This is a genomic window from Cellulomonas humilata (assembly GCF_013359775.1).
GTDB lineage: Bacteria > Actinomycetota > Actinomycetes > Actinomycetales > Cellulomonadaceae > Cellulomonas > Cellulomonas humilata.
In genome coordinates this window covers 236813-253188 of the sequence record NZ_JABMCI010000060.1, presented here as the reverse complement: position 1 = coordinate 253188, position 16376 = coordinate 236813, and the positions used below count along the sequence as shown (strand labels likewise).

Below are 16376 nucleotides of genomic sequence, written 5' to 3'. Positions count from 1 at the left end.
TCTCGCGAGAGCCTGGTCGGGTTCTTCGACCCTGCACCGGAGGAGTGGCCATGGCGGACCTCAGCAAGGCGTTCAGCGGGTTCTCGACCGACGACGTCCCAGCGGCGAAGGCGTTCTACGCCGACGCGCTCGGGCTCGAGGTCACCGAGGAGAACGGGATGCTCTTCCTGCATCTCGACGGCCACGAGGTGCTGGTCTACCCGAAGGGCCCGGCGCACACGCCCGCGACCTACACGGTGCTCAACTTCCCGGTCGAGGACGTGCCCGGAACCGTGGCCGAGCTGCGCGGGCGCGGGGTGCCGTTCGAGCGCTACGAGGGCACGCCCGTGCAGACCGACGACGACTACGTGTTCCGCGGCGGAGGCCCGCTGATCGCGTGGTTCACCGACCCGGCCGGCAACATCCTGTCGATCATCGCGGCCAGCTGACGAGAACACCCTCGGTCGCGGTCCTGGACACCAGAACGCGACCGAGGTTGTTCTCGACCGTCAGAGCGGGAACGCGTTGTAGAGGTCGACGATGTCCGTGAGCGGCGCCGTGGCCCGGAAGACCGTGGTGCCGTTGGTCCAGACTGCGACGCCGGTGCCGTCACCCGCGTCGACGATCGAGTACGTGCCGGCCACCGCTCCGCCTGCAGTGACGTCCCCGTTCTGCGGGAGGGTCGGGCCGGTGGGCGACGCGGACGGGTCCGGGGCGGGTGCGGGCGCGACCGCGCCGACCAGGCCGGCGGCGAACGCGGTCGCCTCGGCGGGCGTCTCCCACTGGCCGGAGCGGACGGTCACGGTGCCGCTGCCGCCGTCGGAGTACGTCTCGGTGTACGCCTCGAGGGCGCCCGCGGCCTGCCACTCGGCGTCGGGCACCGATGTGGCGAGCGCGTACTGGAGCACGGTCGTCGGCAGCGCCACGGCGAACGCGGTGGTGGCCGGGCGCGCCACGGGCTCGATGGTCGGCGTCGGGGACGGCAGGAGGATGGTCGTCGCGACGGCCGGCGGTGCCGCGTCGGTGTCGTCGTTCGAGCTGAGGACGATCCCGAGGACGATCGCCGCGGCGACCAGCACGACCACCCCGACGATCGCCGGGATCAGCCAGCGGGGGCGGCCGGTGGCGGCCGGGGCGTTCTCGGGCTCCCGGTCGAAGGTCTGCGCGGCGAACGCCGCGGGGGTCCCGGCGGCCGATCCGGCGGGTGTGGACGGGAAGGCGGGGGCGCCCGGGACCGGTGCTGTCGGCGGCTGCCGCTGCGCCGCCTGCCAGTTCGAGATCGGCGGCACCGGCGGGCCTGCGGGTCGTTCGGGGCCGGGACGGCCGGTGTCGCTCATCGGGGCTCCCCCTTGCATCACTTCGTCCGAACCCTCGCCGGACGCCCCGCAGCCTACCTACGCTCGCTCGTCCGACGACGCACGACGCCGGAACGCGGCCCGGCCGTGGCGCGGGGGGTCAGTGTCAGACGGTCCGGTTACCGTGCGACGCGTGACGTCGACCCCCTCGAAGCGCCCCGACCGCAGCGCCCGTCCCGCGTTCCGCTGCACCGAGTGCGGGTGGACCGCCGGCAAGTGGGTGGGCCGGTGCGGTGAGTGCCAGTCCTGGGGGTCGGTCGTCGAGGACACGGGTCCCGGTGGCGGCGCGCCGCGCACGGTCGCCACCTCTCCCCTGCGGTCCCCGGCCCGCCCCATCGACCAGATCGACGTCGAGACCGCGCGGGCGCGGCCCACCGGGGTCGACGAGCTGGACCGGGTGCTCGGCGGCGGCCTCGTCCCCGGCGCCGTGGTGCTGCTGGCCGGGGAGCCGGGCGTCGGCAAGTCGACCCTGCTGCTCGACGTGGCCGCACGCGCGGCGCGGACGGGCCGCACGGTCCTGTACGTGACCGGCGAGGAGTCGGCCGCGCAGGTGCGCCTGCGGGCGGGTCGGATCCACGCGCTCGACCCCCGGCTGCTGCTCACCGCGGAGACCGACCTCGGCGCGGTCCTCGGCCACATCGAGCTCGTCGACCCGGACCTGCTGGTGCTCGACTCCATCCAGACGATCGCGTCCGCGCAGGTCGAGGGGACCGCCGGCGGCGTGTCCCAGGTGCGCGAGGTGGCCAGCGCGGTGATCCAGGCGGCGAAGGCCCGGGACCTGCCGGTGGTGCTCATCGGGCACGTCACCAAGGACGGGTCGGTCGCCGGACCGCGGACGCTCGAGCACCTGGTGGACGTCGTCTGCCAGTTCGAGGGCGAGCGCCACTCGCGCCTGCGCATGCTGCGGGCCACCAAGAACCGGTACGGCCCGACGGACGAGGTCGGCTGCTTCGACCTGTCGGAGTCCGGGATCGTCGGTCTGGCGGACCCCAGCGGCCTGTTCATCTCCCAGGCCCTGCACGCGGTCCCGGGCACGTGCCTGACCGTCACGCTGGAGGGCCGCCGGCCGCTGGTCGTGGAGGTGCAGTCGCTGGTCGCGCCCAGCGCGGTGCCCAACCCGCGACGCACCACCAGCGGCGTCGACAGCAGCCGGCTGGCCATGGTGCTCGCCGTGCTCCAGCGCCGGCTGGGCGCGCGGCTGGCGGACCAGGACGTCTACGTGTCGACCATCGGGGGCGCCCGGGTGATGGAGCCGGGGGCGGACCTGGCGCTCGCGCTCGCCGCCGTGAGCTCGCGGGAGAACGTGCCGCTGCCGCGTGGGCTGGTGGCCATCGGCGAGGTGGGGCTCGCCGGGGAGATCCGAACCGTGTCCGGCGTCGGTCGGCGCCTCGCGGAGGCGGCCCGGCTCGGGTTCACGCGCGCGATCGTGCCGGCGGGGGCTCTCGACGGCGCGACGCCGCCTGCCGGGCTGACCGTCCTCATGGCAGCGGACCTCGGAGAGGCCGTCACCGCGGCCGGGCTCGTGCCCGAGCTTGCTACGAGCGCCCGTCGCTGAAAGTCAGACCCGACTGTCCTCTTGACCGGTATAGAGACCTGGGTTACTTTATCGGTACAGAAGAGATCGAGACCGACAGGAGAACCCTGATGTCGATGGACACCCCTCAGTTCGGACTGCTGCTCGGTGTGACCGCGGCGCGGCACGAGGCCGAGAGCGCACGGCCCTGGGCGCCCGAGGTGCCCGAGCCGGAGCGCATCCCGCGCGTCCGCCGGGCCCGCGCACCGCGCACCCGCCGCAGCCTGGCAGGAGCACTGCACCACCTGGCCGACACCATCGCCCCCGCGAACGGCTGCGAGGGCTACCCCGCGCGATGACCGTCGCCTCCCGGGGACCGGCCCCGGCGACCTACCCTGTCCCGCATGGAGCGGAACAGGGTGGCGTCGTGTCCCGGGTGACGCTTCAGACGATCGCGGACCGCGTGGGCGTCAGCCGGATGACCGTGTCCAACGCGTTCTCCCGCCCGGACCAGCTCTCGGCCGAGATGCGCCGCACGATCCTCGCGGCCGCGGCCGACCTCGGCTACGTCGGACCTGATCCGTCGGCCCGGGCGCTGGCCCGCGGCACCACCGGTGCGGTCGGGGTCCTCCTGACGGAGTCGCTCGGCACCGCGTTCCTCGACCCCATCGCGGCCGCGTTCTTCGGGGCGGTCGCCGAGGAGCTGGCCCCCACCGGCATGGCCGTGGTGCTCCTGCCCTCCACCAGCTCGGAGGGCATGATCCCCGCCCGGGACATCCCGATGGACGGCGCGCTGGTGTACGGGTGCGCCGGGGACTACCCGGCCGTCGACTGGCTGGTCCGGCGCAGGCTGCCGCTCGTGTTCGTGGACGGGGAGCCGGTGGCCGAGGCCTCCAGCGTGCTCCTCGACGAGCGCCACGGGGCACGCCTGGGCGCCCAGCACCTGCTCGACCTGGGTCACCGGCGCATCGGGATCCTCACGATGAACTCGACCGAGCCACCCGGCTGGGCACCCGACCCCGCCGCCGCCGGGTCGGGGTTCGTCGCCCGCGAGCGCCAGATCGGCTGGGTCGAGACGCTCGAGGCGGGCGGGGTGACCCCCGTCGTCATGGAGGTGCACGACAACGCCGAGCCGTTCGTCTCGCAGGGGGCACGGGCGATCCTCGACGGGCCGGAGCGCCCCAGCGCGGTGCTCTGCTTCTCGGACCTCATGGCCGCCGCCGTGGTGCACGCCGCCGAGGAGCTCGGGCTGCGCGTGCCGGAGGACCTCTCGGTCGTCGGGTTCGACGACTCCCCCCTCGCCCGCCGCCTGCGCCCCGCGCTGACCACCGTGCACCAGGACTTCGCCGCCAAGGGCAAGGCCGCCGCAGCCGCCCTGACCTCGTCGATCGCCCGGTTCCGCGCGGGTGAGGCCCCCGCGCCGGAGGAGCACCGCATCCTGGTCGACCTCGTGGTGCGCGACAGCACGGCCCCGCCGCGGCCCGCCTGAGCGTGTCGAACGAGCGAACTCGCGTGGCCAACCAGTCCGCCCTGCGGTTCGCGACGACCGCCGAGCCCGCCCATCGTTACCATGCAACCGTGCCGTCGCACCTGCACGCCTCCGATGACCTCCTGAGGTCCACGCTCGCCGCCGTCGCCCCGGGTGGCGAGCTTCGCGACGGTCTGGAGCGGATCCTGCGCGGACGGACCGGCGCGCTGATCGTCCTCGGCTTCGACCAGACCGTCGAGAGCATCTGCTCCGGCGGGTTCGTCCTGGACGTCGAGTTCTCCGCCACCCGCCTGCGCGAGCTGGCCAAGATGGACGGCGCCGTCGTCGTGGACGCGGGCATCTCCCGGATCCTGCGCGCGGCCGTCCAGCTGCTGCCGGACGTGACCATCGAGACGTCCGAGTCCGGCACCCGGCACCGCACCGCCGAGCGCGTGGCCAAGCAGACCGGCCTGCCGGTCGTGTCGGTCTCCGCGTCCATGCGGATCATCGCGCTGTACGTCGGCGGCCAGCGGCACGTCATCGAGGACTCGACCACCATCCTGTCCCGCGCCAACCAGGCCCTGGCCACCCTCGAGCGGTACAAGTCGCGGCTCGACGAGGTCAGCGGCACCCTGTCCGCCCTCGAGATCGAGGACCTGGTCACGGTCCGCGACGTGTCCGCCGTGGTGCAGCGCCTCGAGATGGTCCGCCGCATCTCGGAGGAGATCGAGGGCTACGTCGTCGAGCTGGGCACCGACGGCCGCCTGCTCACCCTCCAGCTGGACGAGCTGGTGGGCGGCATCGGCTCCGACCGGGCGCTCATCATCCGCGACTACGTCGACACCAGCCGCCGGGACGTGGACACGGTGCTCGACGAGCTGGCGGAGCTGGACTCCACGGAGCTGCTCGACAACGCGAAGATCGCCAGCGTGCTCGGCCTGCCCGGGGGTGGCGACGCCCTCGACGCGGCCGCCGGACCGCGCGGCTACCGGCTGCTGTCCAAGGTCCCCCGCCTCCCGGGCGCCATCGTCGACCGGCTGGTGGCGCACTTCGGCGGCCTCCAGAAGCTGCTGGCCGCCGGCATCGAGGACCTCATGGCCGTCGACGGCGTCGGCGAGCAGCGCGCGCGGGCCGTGCGTGAGGGGCTGTCCCGGTTGGCCGAGTCGAGCATCCTCGAGCGGTACGTCTAGCCCTAGCCCAACCCGAACACGGCCGGCGGCGCGCTCGTCCCGGCCAGGTTCAGCTGCGCCGAGTACGTTCCGGCGCCGGGTGCCGGGAGGCCCTGCGGGCAGCCCTCCGCCGAGCGGACCCGGTTCCACGCGAACGGGGTGGTGTCGTTGCCGCCGGCGGGCAGCAGGAGCGTGCGCTTCTCCGTGCCGGCCACGACGCAGTCGCGGTTGGACCACACCCGGTCCGAGCCGGACGTGATGACGATCTCGCGCTGGACCTCGCCCGCATCGACCAGGCAGGGCACCGCGCTCGTGTTGGTGATCGAGACCGTGAACGTGGCGCTCACCCCGGCGGCGAACGACACGGCATCCGGTGTCATGGCCAGGGCCAGGCCCGCTGCCGCGCAGTCGGCCACCCCGTCGTCGTCGGTCGGCGTCTGGCTGGGTGTCGGGTCGACGGCCGGAGCGGACGTGGTCTGCGCGTCGGGCGTCGGGTCGTCGCCCGAGCCGCGCCCCGCGACCAGCCACACCACGACCGCCACGACGACCAGGGGGATGCCGAGCACCACCAGCCGGCGCACCCAGTACACGCGGGCGGGGAGGCGTCGCGACTCGCTCATGCGTCCTCCGGACCCGATCGACTGCGCCACGCGATCCCGCGGCGCGACCACCGTAGAGGCACGTCCTTCGACCCGCCCGGCGGACGCGCGGGTTCGCCCGCGGTCCGCTCACAGGGCGAGACGCGCGGCGGCGTGAGGCAGGATGCTGCGGTGCCGCCGTCCCCCGCCCAGCTGCGCGAGCCGGTGCTCGCCTGGTTCGGGGTGCACGCGCGCGACCTGCCGTGGCGCGCGGCCGACCGGACGGCGTACGGCGTGCTGGTCAGCGAGGTGATGCTCCAGCAGACGCCGGTGGTCCGCGTCGAGCCGGCGTGGCGGGCGTGGATGGCCCGGTGGCCGATGCCGGAGGACCTCGCGGCGGCGTCGACGGCCGACGTGCTGCGCGCGTGGGACCGGCTGGGCTACCCGCGCCGCGCGCTCCGGTTGCAGGAGTGCGCGCGGGCGATCGTCGAGCGGCACGGCGGGGTGGTCCCGTCGACGGAGGCCGAGCTCCTCGCGCTGCCCGGCATCGGCTCCTACACGGCTGCCGCGGTCCTGGCCTTCGCGTACGGGCGGCGGTCGGTGGTGCTCGACACCAACGTCCGGCGCGTGCTGGCCCGCACGGTCGACGGCGTCGCGCTCCCGGCTCCGAGCCAGACGGTGGACGAGGTCCGGCGGGCCACCGCGTACGTGCCCGACGACCACGCGACCGCCGCCCGGTGGGCCGCCGCGTCGATGGAGCTGGGCGCCCTCGTCTGCACCGCCCGGTCCCCGCGCTGCGACGCCTGCCCGGTGCAGGACGTGTGCGCCTGGTACGCCGCTGGCCGGCCGGCCGACGAGCACGCCGGACGCCGCCGGACCCAGTCGTTCACGGGCACCGACCGGCAGGTGCGCGGGCGCGTGATGGCCCTGCTCCGCGACACCCTCGGTCCGGTGCCGGCCGCCGCGGTCGACGCGGTCTGGCCGGACGCCGGGCAGCTCGCCCGCTGCGTGGACGGGCTGGTGGCCGACGGGTTGGTCACCCGGGACGCGGCGGCCAGCGAGGACGACCCACCGACGTACCGGCTCCCGTCCTGACCGCGTGGGACCATGCGGTCATGCTCACCTCCGCCGACGTCCTCAACCAGAAGTTCGCGGCCACCAAGTTCCGCGAGGGCTACGACCAGGACGAGGTCGACGACTTCCTGGACCGGGTGGCCGACACCCTCAAGGAGCGGGAGGGAGCGGGCCGCGCGACGAAGCCGGTGACCGCGCAGCAGATCGACGGGATCCGGTTCCAGACCACCAAGTGGCGCGAGGGCTACGACCAGCAGGAGGTCGACGCGTTCCTGGACCGGGTGCGCGCGGAGCTGTCGGTGGCCGACGCACCGGCACCCCCACCCGCACCGGCGTGGCAGCCGGGCGGCACGCCCGTGATCTCCGCGTCCGCGCTGGTCCTGCACCTGCAGACGATGCGGGCCACCCGACCGCCCGGGGCGCCCGACACGATCTCGGTCCGCCTCCCCGACGGCACGCTGCGCCCGGTCACCGACCTGCGCAACACCGCCGACGGCATCGAGCTCGTCATCGGCTGAGCTACCGCCGCTCCCGCTGCGCCCGCTGCGTCCACCGCTCCCTGGTGATCTCGTACCGGAAGCCGCCGTGCTCGGAGCCCTCCACCATGAGCATGTCCTCGGGGGTGTCGAGCTTCTCCGCGACGGTCATGTCGACCTTCTCCATCACCTTCTGCGAGGCGCGGTTCAGGAACATCGTCGCGCCCCAGACCACGCGCACGTCGAGCTCCGAGAACGCCTTGTCGAGCAGCGCCCGGGACCCCTCGGTGGCGTACCCCTTGCCCCACGCGTCCTGGCGCAGCCGGTACCCGAGCTCGACCTCGTCCGTCGGGCCACCCGGCTCGGGGCGCAGGCAGAACCAACCGACGAACGCGCCGCCGTCCTTCTCGTGCGCCGCGAACACCCCGAACCTCCCGTCCCACCGCTCGTAGCCGCGAAGCAGACTCGGGAGGTCGCGCTCGCGGACGACCTCGGGAGGGGTCGCCTCACCGCCGGTCAGGTACCGCATCACCGCCGGGTCGCTGTCCAGCTCGATCAGCAGGTCGGCCTCGTCGGCGGAGAAGGGGCGCAGGGCCAGTCGCTCGGTCGCGAGGTAGGTGGTCACGCCCCGAGCGTGCCGGACGCGGACCGGGCGTCGCACGATCTACAGCTCGATGAGCATCCGGGTGTTGCCCAGCGTGTTCGGCTTCACGCGCGCGAGGTCGAGGAACTCGGCGACGCCGTCGTCGTGCGACCGCAGCAGCTCGAGGTAGACGTCGGGCGTCACGGGCGTGCCCTCGATGACGTGGAACCCGTGGGACTCGAAGAAGGCCACCTCGAACGTGAGGCAGAAGACGCGCCGCAGTCCCAGCTCCCGGGCCCGGTCCAGCAGGCTGTCGAGCAGCGCGTGCCCGACGCCGGTCCCGCGGATGGTGCGGTCGGCGGCGAGCGTGCGGATCTCGGCCAGGTCCTGCCACATCACGTGCAGCGCACCGCAGCCGATCACCGTCGCGTCATCCGCTTCTGCGACCAGGAACTCCTGCACCGACTCGTAGTACCCGACCCACTCCTTGGCCAGGAGGATGCGCTCGGCGGCGTACGGCTCCACGAGCGCGCGGATGGCGCGGACGTCGGCGGGCAGGGCGGGGCGGACACGGAAGGACACCAGGACAACCTAGCCGCGGGGCGGGCGCCCACGCGGAGCGGCTCACACGGCGGGCTCGGGCTCCGCTCCCCGCGGTGCCGGGATGGTCTCGTCGGGCATGCCGTCCGCGATCGCCCAGGCCTCCTCGGTGACGGTGCGCGGCCAGACCGCCGCCGCGACGAGGTACGCCAGGAGCGAGGCACCGAAGCCCCAGAACGTCGGCCAGCCGTCGAACGAGGCGTCGATCAGGTCGTTCGGGATGTACCAGACGTCGTTGGGCACCCCGTAGACGGTGGGCGTCAGGACGAAGAGCACCAGCCGGACGCCGACGCCGACCACCAGCGCCGCGACGGCCGCCCGGGTACCCCCGCGCTTCCAGAACAGGCCGAGGATGAACGGCACCAGCAGCCCGGCGAGCATGAGGTCGAACGCGAGCGTCAGCAGGATGCCGGTCTGGGCCACCTTGAGCGCCACCGAGACGCCGAGCACCACGATCGGGACCATCGCGACGCGGGTCCACAGCAGCAGCGGGTCACGGACGCCCTCCTCCTTCACGGAGACCACGCGGCGGACACCGACGATGTTCCGGACGGCCACGGCCGAGGTCGCGAGGATGGCCCCCGACGCGGTCGAGAACGAGGCGGCGACGATCCCGGACAGGACGAGCACGGTCAGGCCTGAGGGCGCGTAGTCGTCGAGGAGCTGGAACAGGATGGGCCCGGCATCCGTCGTGAGGCCGAGCACCGACGACGCGGACAGGGCGACCATGGCGAACGCGACACCGATGATCGCGGTCCCTGCCGCGCCGGTGAAGCAGGACTTCTGCGCGACCTCCGGGTTCCGGGCCGCGAAGATCCGCTGCATGAAGTCGATGGCGACGATGTCCCCGATGCCGAGTGCGACGAGCGTGGCCCAGTTGATGGGTGCGCCGGCGCTGGTCTGCGTGAGCTGCTCGAAGTCGAACGGGCCCATGCCGTCGGCCACCTCGAAGCCGTAGGTCGTGCCGAACCAGATCACCAGGGCGGCCGTCGCGGCGATCGTGATGACGATCTGGATCGCGGCCGTGTAGGCGTCGGAGAACATGCCCCCGCCGATCGTGTAGACGAGCACCAGGGCGACCGCGATGAGCACGCCGACGGTGTAGTCGAGGCCGAGGAACCGTTCGAGCAGGAACCCGCAGGCCACCAGGTTGCCGGCCATGAGGATGGCGAACGCGAAGATCATGAACACCGACGACGCCACCTCGACCCCGCGCCCGTAGCGCAGCCGGTAGAAGTCGGCGAGCGTGAACAGCTTCATGCGGTTCATCGGCTTGGCCAGGAACAGGCCGGTCAGCAGCAGACAGATGGCCAGCCCGAGCGCGAGGGACGCCCCGGCCCAGAACCCGAACGACGCCGACAGGTCGGTGTTGCCGACCGTCGCGTTCGAGTCGACCGCGGCGGCCATGAGGGAGGCCGCGACGAGGGGGACGCCCAGGCGGCGCCCGGCGACGAGGTAGTTGGCGCTGTCGCCGTCGACCTTGCGGGCGACGACGATGCCGACGAGGACGACGGCGAGGACGGAGAGACCGACTCCGGCGATGATCATGGGGGCTCCGGGGGGCGAGGGGGGATCGTCGACCGACCGCCGGCCCGGAGTTTCTGTCGGCCGACAGGTTCATTGACCACCCGGCCTGTGTCGGATCCGCTGCACGCACGAAACGCTTGTGTTAAATCGGCGGCCGCAGCACTCGCGTACGCGCGCGCGGGGCTCAGACGCCCAGCGACACCGGCAGCGTGCGGGCCGCGGCGACCTCGGTCGGCGTGCAGCCGACCAGCCGCAGGACCCCGTCGGCCACCGCGTCCTGCACGGCGGCGACGTCCAGGTCCGGGGTGTCGCGGCGGCGCAGGATCACCGACTCCACCAGCCCGAGCACGAGCTCGCCCCGGTCGTCGGCGTCGTCGGACGCCGCCGACGCGAGCTCGCTGTACCGGGCGCGCAGCCGCGAGCGCAGCGCGTGGAACTCGGCGAACTGCTCGCCGGCCACCTCCGGCAGCACGTAGAGGACGCCCAGGTTCACCGGACCCGCGCTGAGCAGGCCGACGTCCGCGTGCGCGAGGGCCCAGAGCCGGGCCGCGGCGGGCTCGGCGCCGGCGACGAGGGCGTCGGCGAGGTCCAGCGACGGGCGGACGGTGCCGAGCAGCAGCTCGAGGAGGATCGCGTCCTTGCCGGCGAAGTGGTGGTAGATCGAGGCCTGGCGCACCCCGGCGGCGTCGGCGATCGCGCGGGTGCTGGTGGACGTGAAGCCGACCGTGCAGAACAGGGCGGCGGCGGCGTCGAGCACGTCGCGACGGGTGTCGCGCTCACCGTCGGGATCGCCGCTCGCGCGCGGTCGACCGGGTCTGCGTGCCATGGCGAGCCGACGCTACCACCGGCCCCGAACCCACCCCGGCGAGCCTGGAGCATCCGAGCTCCGGCGCGCACGTCCTCGGACGCTGCAGAGTTACACGAGGTTTACCTGCCGGAGACCCGGAGGGAACGTCCGCACACCAGCCTGTTTCTGTCAGTCGACAGAAATCGAGGACGCGATGACCGCCACCACCACCGGGACCACCGCCGGCGCCCGCGAGCACGCCCGCGCGCAGGAGGCCGCCGCAGCCGGCACGGTCCCCACCCTGCCGGTCCGCCCCGCGCGCGACTGGCCCACGCCGCCGAGCGAGGTCGACCCGGCCACGCTCGTGCACGCGGAGGTCGTCGCGGGCGGCGGGTACACGCACCTGGCGGTCGCCCGCGGCACGCTGGTCCGCCTGACCGACCTGGTCGGCGACGCCTGCGCCCACGTGCTGGCGTACCGGCTGGACCGACCGTGGGAGCGGCTGAACGTCGCGGACACCGTCAAGGTCCAGTGGCAGGTCTACCTGACCGCGGGCCACCTGCTGCTGAGCGACCAGGGCCGCGTGCTGGCGAGCATCGTCGGCGACACGTCGGCCCACCAGGACGCCCTCTACGGCACGTCGTCGAGGGCGCGGAACGAGGAGCGCTACGGCGACGGCAGCGCGCAGGGTCCGACGCCGGCCGGTCGGGAGCTGCTCGCGCTGGCGGCGGCCAAGCACGACCTCGCGCGCCGCGACCTGCCGCCGAGCATCTCGTTCTTCCAGGGCGTCCGGATCGACGAGGACGGCCGCCCGGTGTTCGAGGGCTCCGCGGGGCCGGGCGCCTCGCTCACCCTGCGCGCCGAGGTGCCGCTGCTCCTGCTCGTCGCCAACACGGCCCACCCCCTCGACCCACGCGAGTACGTCAGCACCCCGCTCGAGGTCCTGGCCTGGCGCGGGGAGCCGACGACGGAGTCGGACCCGCTCTGGACCGCCACGCCCGAGGGCCGCCGCGCCTTCGTCAACACGCTCGCCGACCTCACCGCACGGGGGCTCGCATGACCACGCTGCTCGACACCGTCGTCCCCGCCCGCGCGCCCTGGTCCGCCGTCGTGCACGAGGGCGAGGTGCTCACGATCGTCGACCTCGGCGGCAACCAGGCGGTCGACTTCCTCGTGTTCGACGCCCTCGACACGAGCCTGCGGTACAGCGCCCCCGACACGATCCAGGGCCAGGACTCGGTGTTCCTGACCACCGGCTCGATCCTGCGCGACTGCGAGTACGGCCCGCTGATGACCGTGGTCGCCGACGAGGTCGGCCGGCACGACACGCTCGGCGGCGCGTGCTCCAAGGAGTCGAACACGCTGCGCTACGGGCACCACACGTTCGCTCAGCACGCGTGCGTCGAGAACTTCCTGGCCGAGGGCGGCCGGTACGGGCTGGGCAAGCGCGACCTGGTGTCGAACATCAACTGGTACATGAACGTACCGGTGGACCCGGACGGCGCGCTCGGGATCGTGGACGGGATCTCCGCGGCGGGGCTGTCGCTGTCCCTGCGCGCCGAGCGCGACGTGCTGGTCATGGTGAGCAACTGCCCGCAGATCAACAACCCGTGCAACGGCTTCGACCCGACGCCGGTGCGCATGGTGGTTGCTCGATGAGCGGTGTCGACACCCTGCTCGTCGCCAACCGCGGGGAGATCGCCGTCCGGATCCTGCGGACCGCGAAGGACCTCGGTCTGCGGACGGTCGCGGTCTACTCCGACGCCGACGCCGGAGCGGCCCACGTGCACCTGGCGGACACGGCGATCCGGCTCGGCCCCGCACCCGCGGCGCAGTCGTACCTGCGCGCGGACCTCCTGCTGGAGGCGGCCCTCGCGCACGGCGCCGGCGCGATCCACCCCGGGTACGGGTTCCTCAGCGAGAACGCCGCGTTCGCCCGCGCGGTCGAGTCGGCGGGGATCGCGTTCGTGGGTCCGACGCCCGCGCAGCTGGAGCTGTTCGGCGCCAAGCACACCGCCCGCGAGGCGGCCCGCGCGGTCGACATGCCGATGCTCGCGGGCACCGGGCTGCTGGACACGCTGGACGAGGCCGTCGCGGCGGCCGACACCATCGGCTACCCCGTCATGCTCAAGGCCACGGCGGGCGGCGGGGGCATCGGCATGCGGGCGTGCCACGGCCCCGACCAGCTCGTCGCCGCGTGGGAGGCGGTGCGCCGGACCGCCGGGGCCGCGTTCGGCTCGGCCGGCGTCTACCTGGAGCGGCTCATCATGGCCGCCCGGCACGTCGAGGTGCAGGTGTTCGGCGACGGCCTCGGCCGCGTGGTGACCCTGGGCGACCGCGACTGCTCCCTCCAGCGCCGGCACCAGAAGGTGGTCGAGGAGGCCCCCGCCCCCGGGCTTCCCGACGAGGTCAGGGAACTGATCGCGACGTCGGCGCGCACTCTCGCCGAGTCGGTGGGCTACCGCTCCGCGGGCACGGTCGAGTTCGTCTACGACGCCGACCGCCAGGAGGCCGCGTTCCTCGAGGTGAACACGCGCCTCCAGGTCGAGCACCCGGTCACGGAGGCGGTGTTCGGCGTCGACCTGGTCGCGTGGATGCTCCGGCTGGCCCAGGGCGACACGTCCGTGGTCGACACCCCGCTGGAGCCTCGCGGCGCCGCGGTCGAGGCTCGCGTCTACGCCGAGAACCCCGACCGCGACCACCTCCCGAGCGCCGGCACGATCACCGCGTTCGAGGTTCCCGCCGGCGTGCGCGTCGACACCTGGATCGAGCCCGGCACGGAGGTGTCCACCCACTACGACCCCCTGCTGGCCAAGGTCGTGACGGCCGGCGCCGACCGGGAGGGCGCGTGGACGGCCCTCGGCGACGCGCTCGCGGACACCCGGCTCACCGGCATCGCGACCAACCTGGGCCTGCTGCGCACGATCGTGCACTCCCCCGAGGTCGCCGTCGCGCGGCACCACACCGGCACGCTCGCGCACCTGCGCGACGCGACTGCGCGCCTCGAGGTCCTCCGCCCGGGACTGCTCACGACGGTCCAGGACTGGCCCGGCCGCACCGGGCTCTGGCACGTCGGCATCCCACCGTCGGGGCCGATGGACGACCTGTCGTTCCGGCTGGGCAACACCGCGCTCGGCAACCCCGAGGGCGCGCCGGGCCTGGAGTGCACGATGGCCGGCCCCGAGCTCCGGTTCGTCACGGGCGCGACGGTCATGGTCACCGGTGCCCCCGCCGCGGTCACCGTCGACGACGTCCCCGTCCCCCAGTGGGAGCCGGTCGAGATCCCCGCGGACGGCGTCCTCGCGATCGGCGCACCCGCCACCGGGATGCGCACGTACCTGCTGGTCAGGGGCGGTCTGGACGTGCCGCAGGTGCTCGGCTCGGCGGCGACGTTCGACCTCGGCCGCATCGGCGGCGCCACCGGGATGCCGCTGCGCCCGGGCGACCAGCTGGCGATCGCCGCACCGACCGGGACGGCGCGGGCGGTCCCCGAGAGCGACCGACCGCTCATCACCGACACCTGGCACATCGGCGCCCTCGAAGGCCCGCACGCGGCACCCGAGTTCTTCACGCCCGGCGACGTCGAGGTGTTCTACGCCGCCACCTGGGCGGTCCACTTCAACTCCGCGCGCACCGGCGTCCGGCTCGTCGGCCCCAAGCCCACCTGGGCAAGGCCCGACGGCGGCGAGGCGGGGCTGCACCCGTCGAACATCCACGACACCCCGTACGCGGTCGGAGCGGTCGACTACACCGGCGACCTGCCGATCCTGCTCGGCCCCGACGGCCCGTCGCTCGGCGGGTTCACCTGCCCGGCGACGGTCGCGCTCGGGCAGCTGTGGAAGCTCGGGCAGCTGCGCCCCGGGGACACGGTGCGGTTCGTGCCGGTCGACGAGACCGAGGCCGACGAGCTGCGCACGCGCCCGCAAAGGGCCCCGCGGGCGACGAGGAACGCACACGACGACGGCGGCATCCTGGCTCGCAAGGACAGCGACACGGAGTCCGACTCGACTGACGCCGCCCAGGTCACCTACCGCCGCAGCGGCGACGACAACCTGCTGGTCGAGTACGGCGCGATGACCCTGGACCTGGCGTCCCGGATGCGCGTGCACGCCCTGGCGCAGGAGGTGCAGCAGCGTGTCGACCACGACGGCCTGCGCGGCATCGTCGACCTCACGCCCGGCATCCGCTCGCTCCAGCTGCACGTGGACCCCGAACGGCTGTCGCTCCGGAAGGCGCTCGACCTGGTCCGCGAGATCGAGCAGTCCCTGCCGGCGACGACCGACCTCGTCGTGCCCAGCCGCACGGTCCACCTGCCGCTCAGCTGGGACGACCCGGCCACGCGCGAGGCCATCGAGCGCTACATGGCCGGCGTCCGCGACGACGCCCCCTGGTGCCCCTGGAACATCGAGTTCATCCGCCGGATCAACGGCCTGGCCTCGGTCGACGACGTCTACCGGACGGTGTTCGACGCGTCCTACCTGGTCATGGGCCTGGGGGACGTGTACCTGGGCGCCCCCGTGGCCACCCCGCTGGACCCCCGCCACCGCCTGGTCACCACGAAGTACAACCCGGCCCGCACGTGGACCCCGCAGAACGCGGTCGGCATCGGCGGCGCCTACCTGTGCATCTACGGCATGGAGGGACCGGGCGGCTACCAGTTCGTCGGCCGCACCATCCAGGTCTGGGACACCCACGCCCGGCACCGCCCGTTCGAGCCAGGCACCCCGTGGCTGCTGAGGTTCTTCGACACCATCCGCTGGTACCCGGTGGGGGCCGACGAGCTGCTGGACCTGCGCGCCGACATGGCCGCCGGTCGCCTCGACGTGAGCATCGAGCCGGGCACGTTCTCGATCGCGGAGCACCAGCGGTTCCTCGCGGACAACGACGCGGAGATCACGTCGTTCCGCGCCCAGCAGGCCCGCGCGTTCGGCGCCGAGCGGGACGCGTGGGCGGCGGCGGGCGAGTTCGACAGGGTGGCCGAGCCCGACGCCCCCGCTCCGGCCGCCGACACCGAGGTCCCCGACGGGTGCGAGGGCGTCGAGGCCCCCTTCGTCGCGACGGTCTTCCGGGTCGACGTCCGCCCCGGCGACGTCGTCGAGCGCGGTCAGCAGCTGCTCGCGCTGGAGGCCATGAAGATGGAGGCGCCGGTCACGGCGACCGTCGGCGGCACGGTGGTCGACATCGTCGTGACCCCGGGCGACCAGGTCCGCCCGGGCCAGGTGCTGGTCATCGTCGAGCCGGCAGCGGTGACGACCGCGGCGTGAACC

General features: G+C 73.7%; 16 protein-coding genes. 10 read left to right on the top strand and 6 right to left on the bottom strand.

Annotated elements, in window-relative coordinates:
* Positions 1–50 precede the first annotated feature (50 nt).
* Positions 51–428 (top strand): VOC family protein, encoded by a 378-nt coding sequence (locus HP550_RS08770; protein WP_175347299.1) that lies wholly within the window; start codon positions 51–53, stop codon positions 426–428.
* 60 nt (positions 429–488) lie between these two features.
* On the opposite strand, the gene HP550_RS08765 is transcribed toward HP550_RS08770, so the two are convergent.
* A complete protein-coding gene (locus tag HP550_RS08765; RefSeq protein WP_175347298.1) occupies positions 489–1316 on the bottom strand; it encodes a hypothetical protein in 828 nt (275 codons plus the stop codon).
* Positions 1317–1467: 151 nt separating this feature from the next.
* Here HP550_RS08765 and radA point away from each other — a divergent pair, with 151 nt between their 5' ends.
* From radA to disA, 4 genes are all read left to right on the top strand, one after another.
* Positions 1468–2889 carry a DNA repair protein RadA gene (gene radA / locus HP550_RS08760; protein ID WP_175347296.1) on the top strand — a complete coding sequence of 474 codons (1422 nt, stop codon included), beginning with the start codon at positions 1468–1470 and terminating at the stop codon, positions 2887–2889.
* 95 nt (positions 2890–2984) lie between these two features.
* Positions 2985–3206 carry a hypothetical protein gene (locus HP550_RS08755; protein ID WP_175347294.1) on the top strand — a complete coding sequence of 74 codons (222 nt, stop codon included), beginning with the start codon at positions 2985–2987 and terminating at the stop codon, positions 3204–3206.
* A gap of 77 nt (positions 3207–3283) precedes the next feature.
* Entirely contained in the window at positions 3284–4336 is a 1053-nt protein-coding gene (locus tag HP550_RS08750; RefSeq protein WP_343048064.1) for a LacI family DNA-binding transcriptional regulator, read from the top strand.
* A gap of 89 nt (positions 4337–4425) precedes the next feature.
* The gene (gene disA / locus HP550_RS08745) at positions 4426–5505 is read left to right on the top strand and encodes a DNA integrity scanning diadenylate cyclase DisA (RefSeq protein WP_175347290.1); all 1080 of its coding nucleotides are present in this window, start codon (positions 4426–4428) and stop codon (positions 5503–5505) included.
* Positions 5506–5507: 2 nt separating this feature from the next.
* Here the strand turns inward: disA and HP550_RS08740 are convergent, their stop codons facing one another.
* Positions 5508–6104 carry a hypothetical protein gene (locus HP550_RS08740; RefSeq protein ID WP_175347289.1) on the bottom strand — a complete coding sequence of 199 codons (597 nt, stop codon included), beginning with the start codon at positions 6102–6104 and terminating at the stop codon, positions 5508–5510.
* Between the two features lie 150 nt (positions 6105–6254).
* Here HP550_RS08740 and HP550_RS08735 point away from each other — a divergent pair, with 150 nt between their 5' ends.
* Together HP550_RS08735 and HP550_RS08730 are read left to right on the top strand one after the other, a co-directional pair.
* Entirely contained in the window at positions 6255–7157 is a 903-nt protein-coding gene (locus HP550_RS08735; RefSeq protein ID WP_175347287.1) for an HhH-GPD family protein, read from the top strand.
* A gap of 20 nt (positions 7158–7177) precedes the next feature.
* Positions 7178–7654: a DivIVA domain-containing protein gene (locus tag HP550_RS08730; protein ID WP_175347285.1), complete on the top strand. Its 477-nt coding sequence runs from the start codon at positions 7178–7180 to the stop codon at positions 7652–7654.
* A gap of 1 nt (position 7655) precedes the next feature.
* On the opposite strand, the gene HP550_RS08725 is transcribed toward HP550_RS08730, so the two are convergent.
* The 4 genes from HP550_RS08725 to HP550_RS08710 all read right to left on the bottom strand — a co-directional run bounded on the left by HP550_RS08725 (position 7656) and on the right by HP550_RS08710 (position 11148).
* Positions 7656–8237, bottom strand: coding sequence for a GNAT family N-acetyltransferase (locus HP550_RS08725; RefSeq protein WP_175347283.1), 582 nt, complete (start codon positions 8235–8237; stop codon positions 7656–7658).
* A gap of 39 nt (positions 8238–8276) precedes the next feature.
* Entirely contained in the window at positions 8277–8777 is a 501-nt protein-coding gene (locus HP550_RS08720; RefSeq protein WP_175347282.1) for an amino-acid N-acetyltransferase, read from the bottom strand.
* Positions 8778–8819: 42 nt separating this feature from the next.
* Positions 8820–10343 (bottom strand): high affinity choline transporter 1, encoded by a 1524-nt coding sequence (locus tag HP550_RS08715; protein WP_175347281.1) that lies wholly within the window; start codon positions 10341–10343, stop codon positions 8820–8822.
* 163 nt (positions 10344–10506) lie between these two features.
* Positions 10507–11148, bottom strand: a complete 642-nt coding sequence (locus HP550_RS08710; protein ID WP_175347279.1) for a TetR/AcrR family transcriptional regulator — start codon at positions 11146–11148, stop codon at positions 10507–10509.
* A gap of 175 nt (positions 11149–11323) precedes the next feature.
* On the opposite strand from HP550_RS08710, the gene HP550_RS08705 reads away from it, so the two are divergent.
* Genes HP550_RS08705 through uca form a run of 3 tightly spaced genes read left to right on the top strand, consistent with a single transcriptional unit; the run spans position 11324 to position 16373 of the window.
* Positions 11324–12169: an urea amidolyase associated protein UAAP1 gene (locus HP550_RS08705; protein WP_175347277.1), complete on the top strand. Its 846-nt coding sequence runs from the start codon at positions 11324–11326 to the stop codon at positions 12167–12169.
* Positions 12166–12768, top strand: a complete 603-nt coding sequence (locus HP550_RS08700; protein ID WP_175347275.1) for an urea amidolyase associated protein UAAP2 — start codon at positions 12166–12168, stop codon at positions 12766–12768. The genes HP550_RS08705 and HP550_RS08700 overlap by 4 nt, the downstream gene beginning before the upstream one ends.
* Positions 12765–16373 (top strand): urea carboxylase, encoded by a 3609-nt coding sequence (gene uca / locus HP550_RS08695; protein ID WP_175347273.1) that lies wholly within the window; start codon positions 12765–12767, stop codon positions 16371–16373. The genes HP550_RS08700 and uca overlap by 4 nt, the downstream gene beginning before the upstream one ends.
* The last annotated feature ends 3 nt before the right edge of the window (positions 16374–16376 follow it).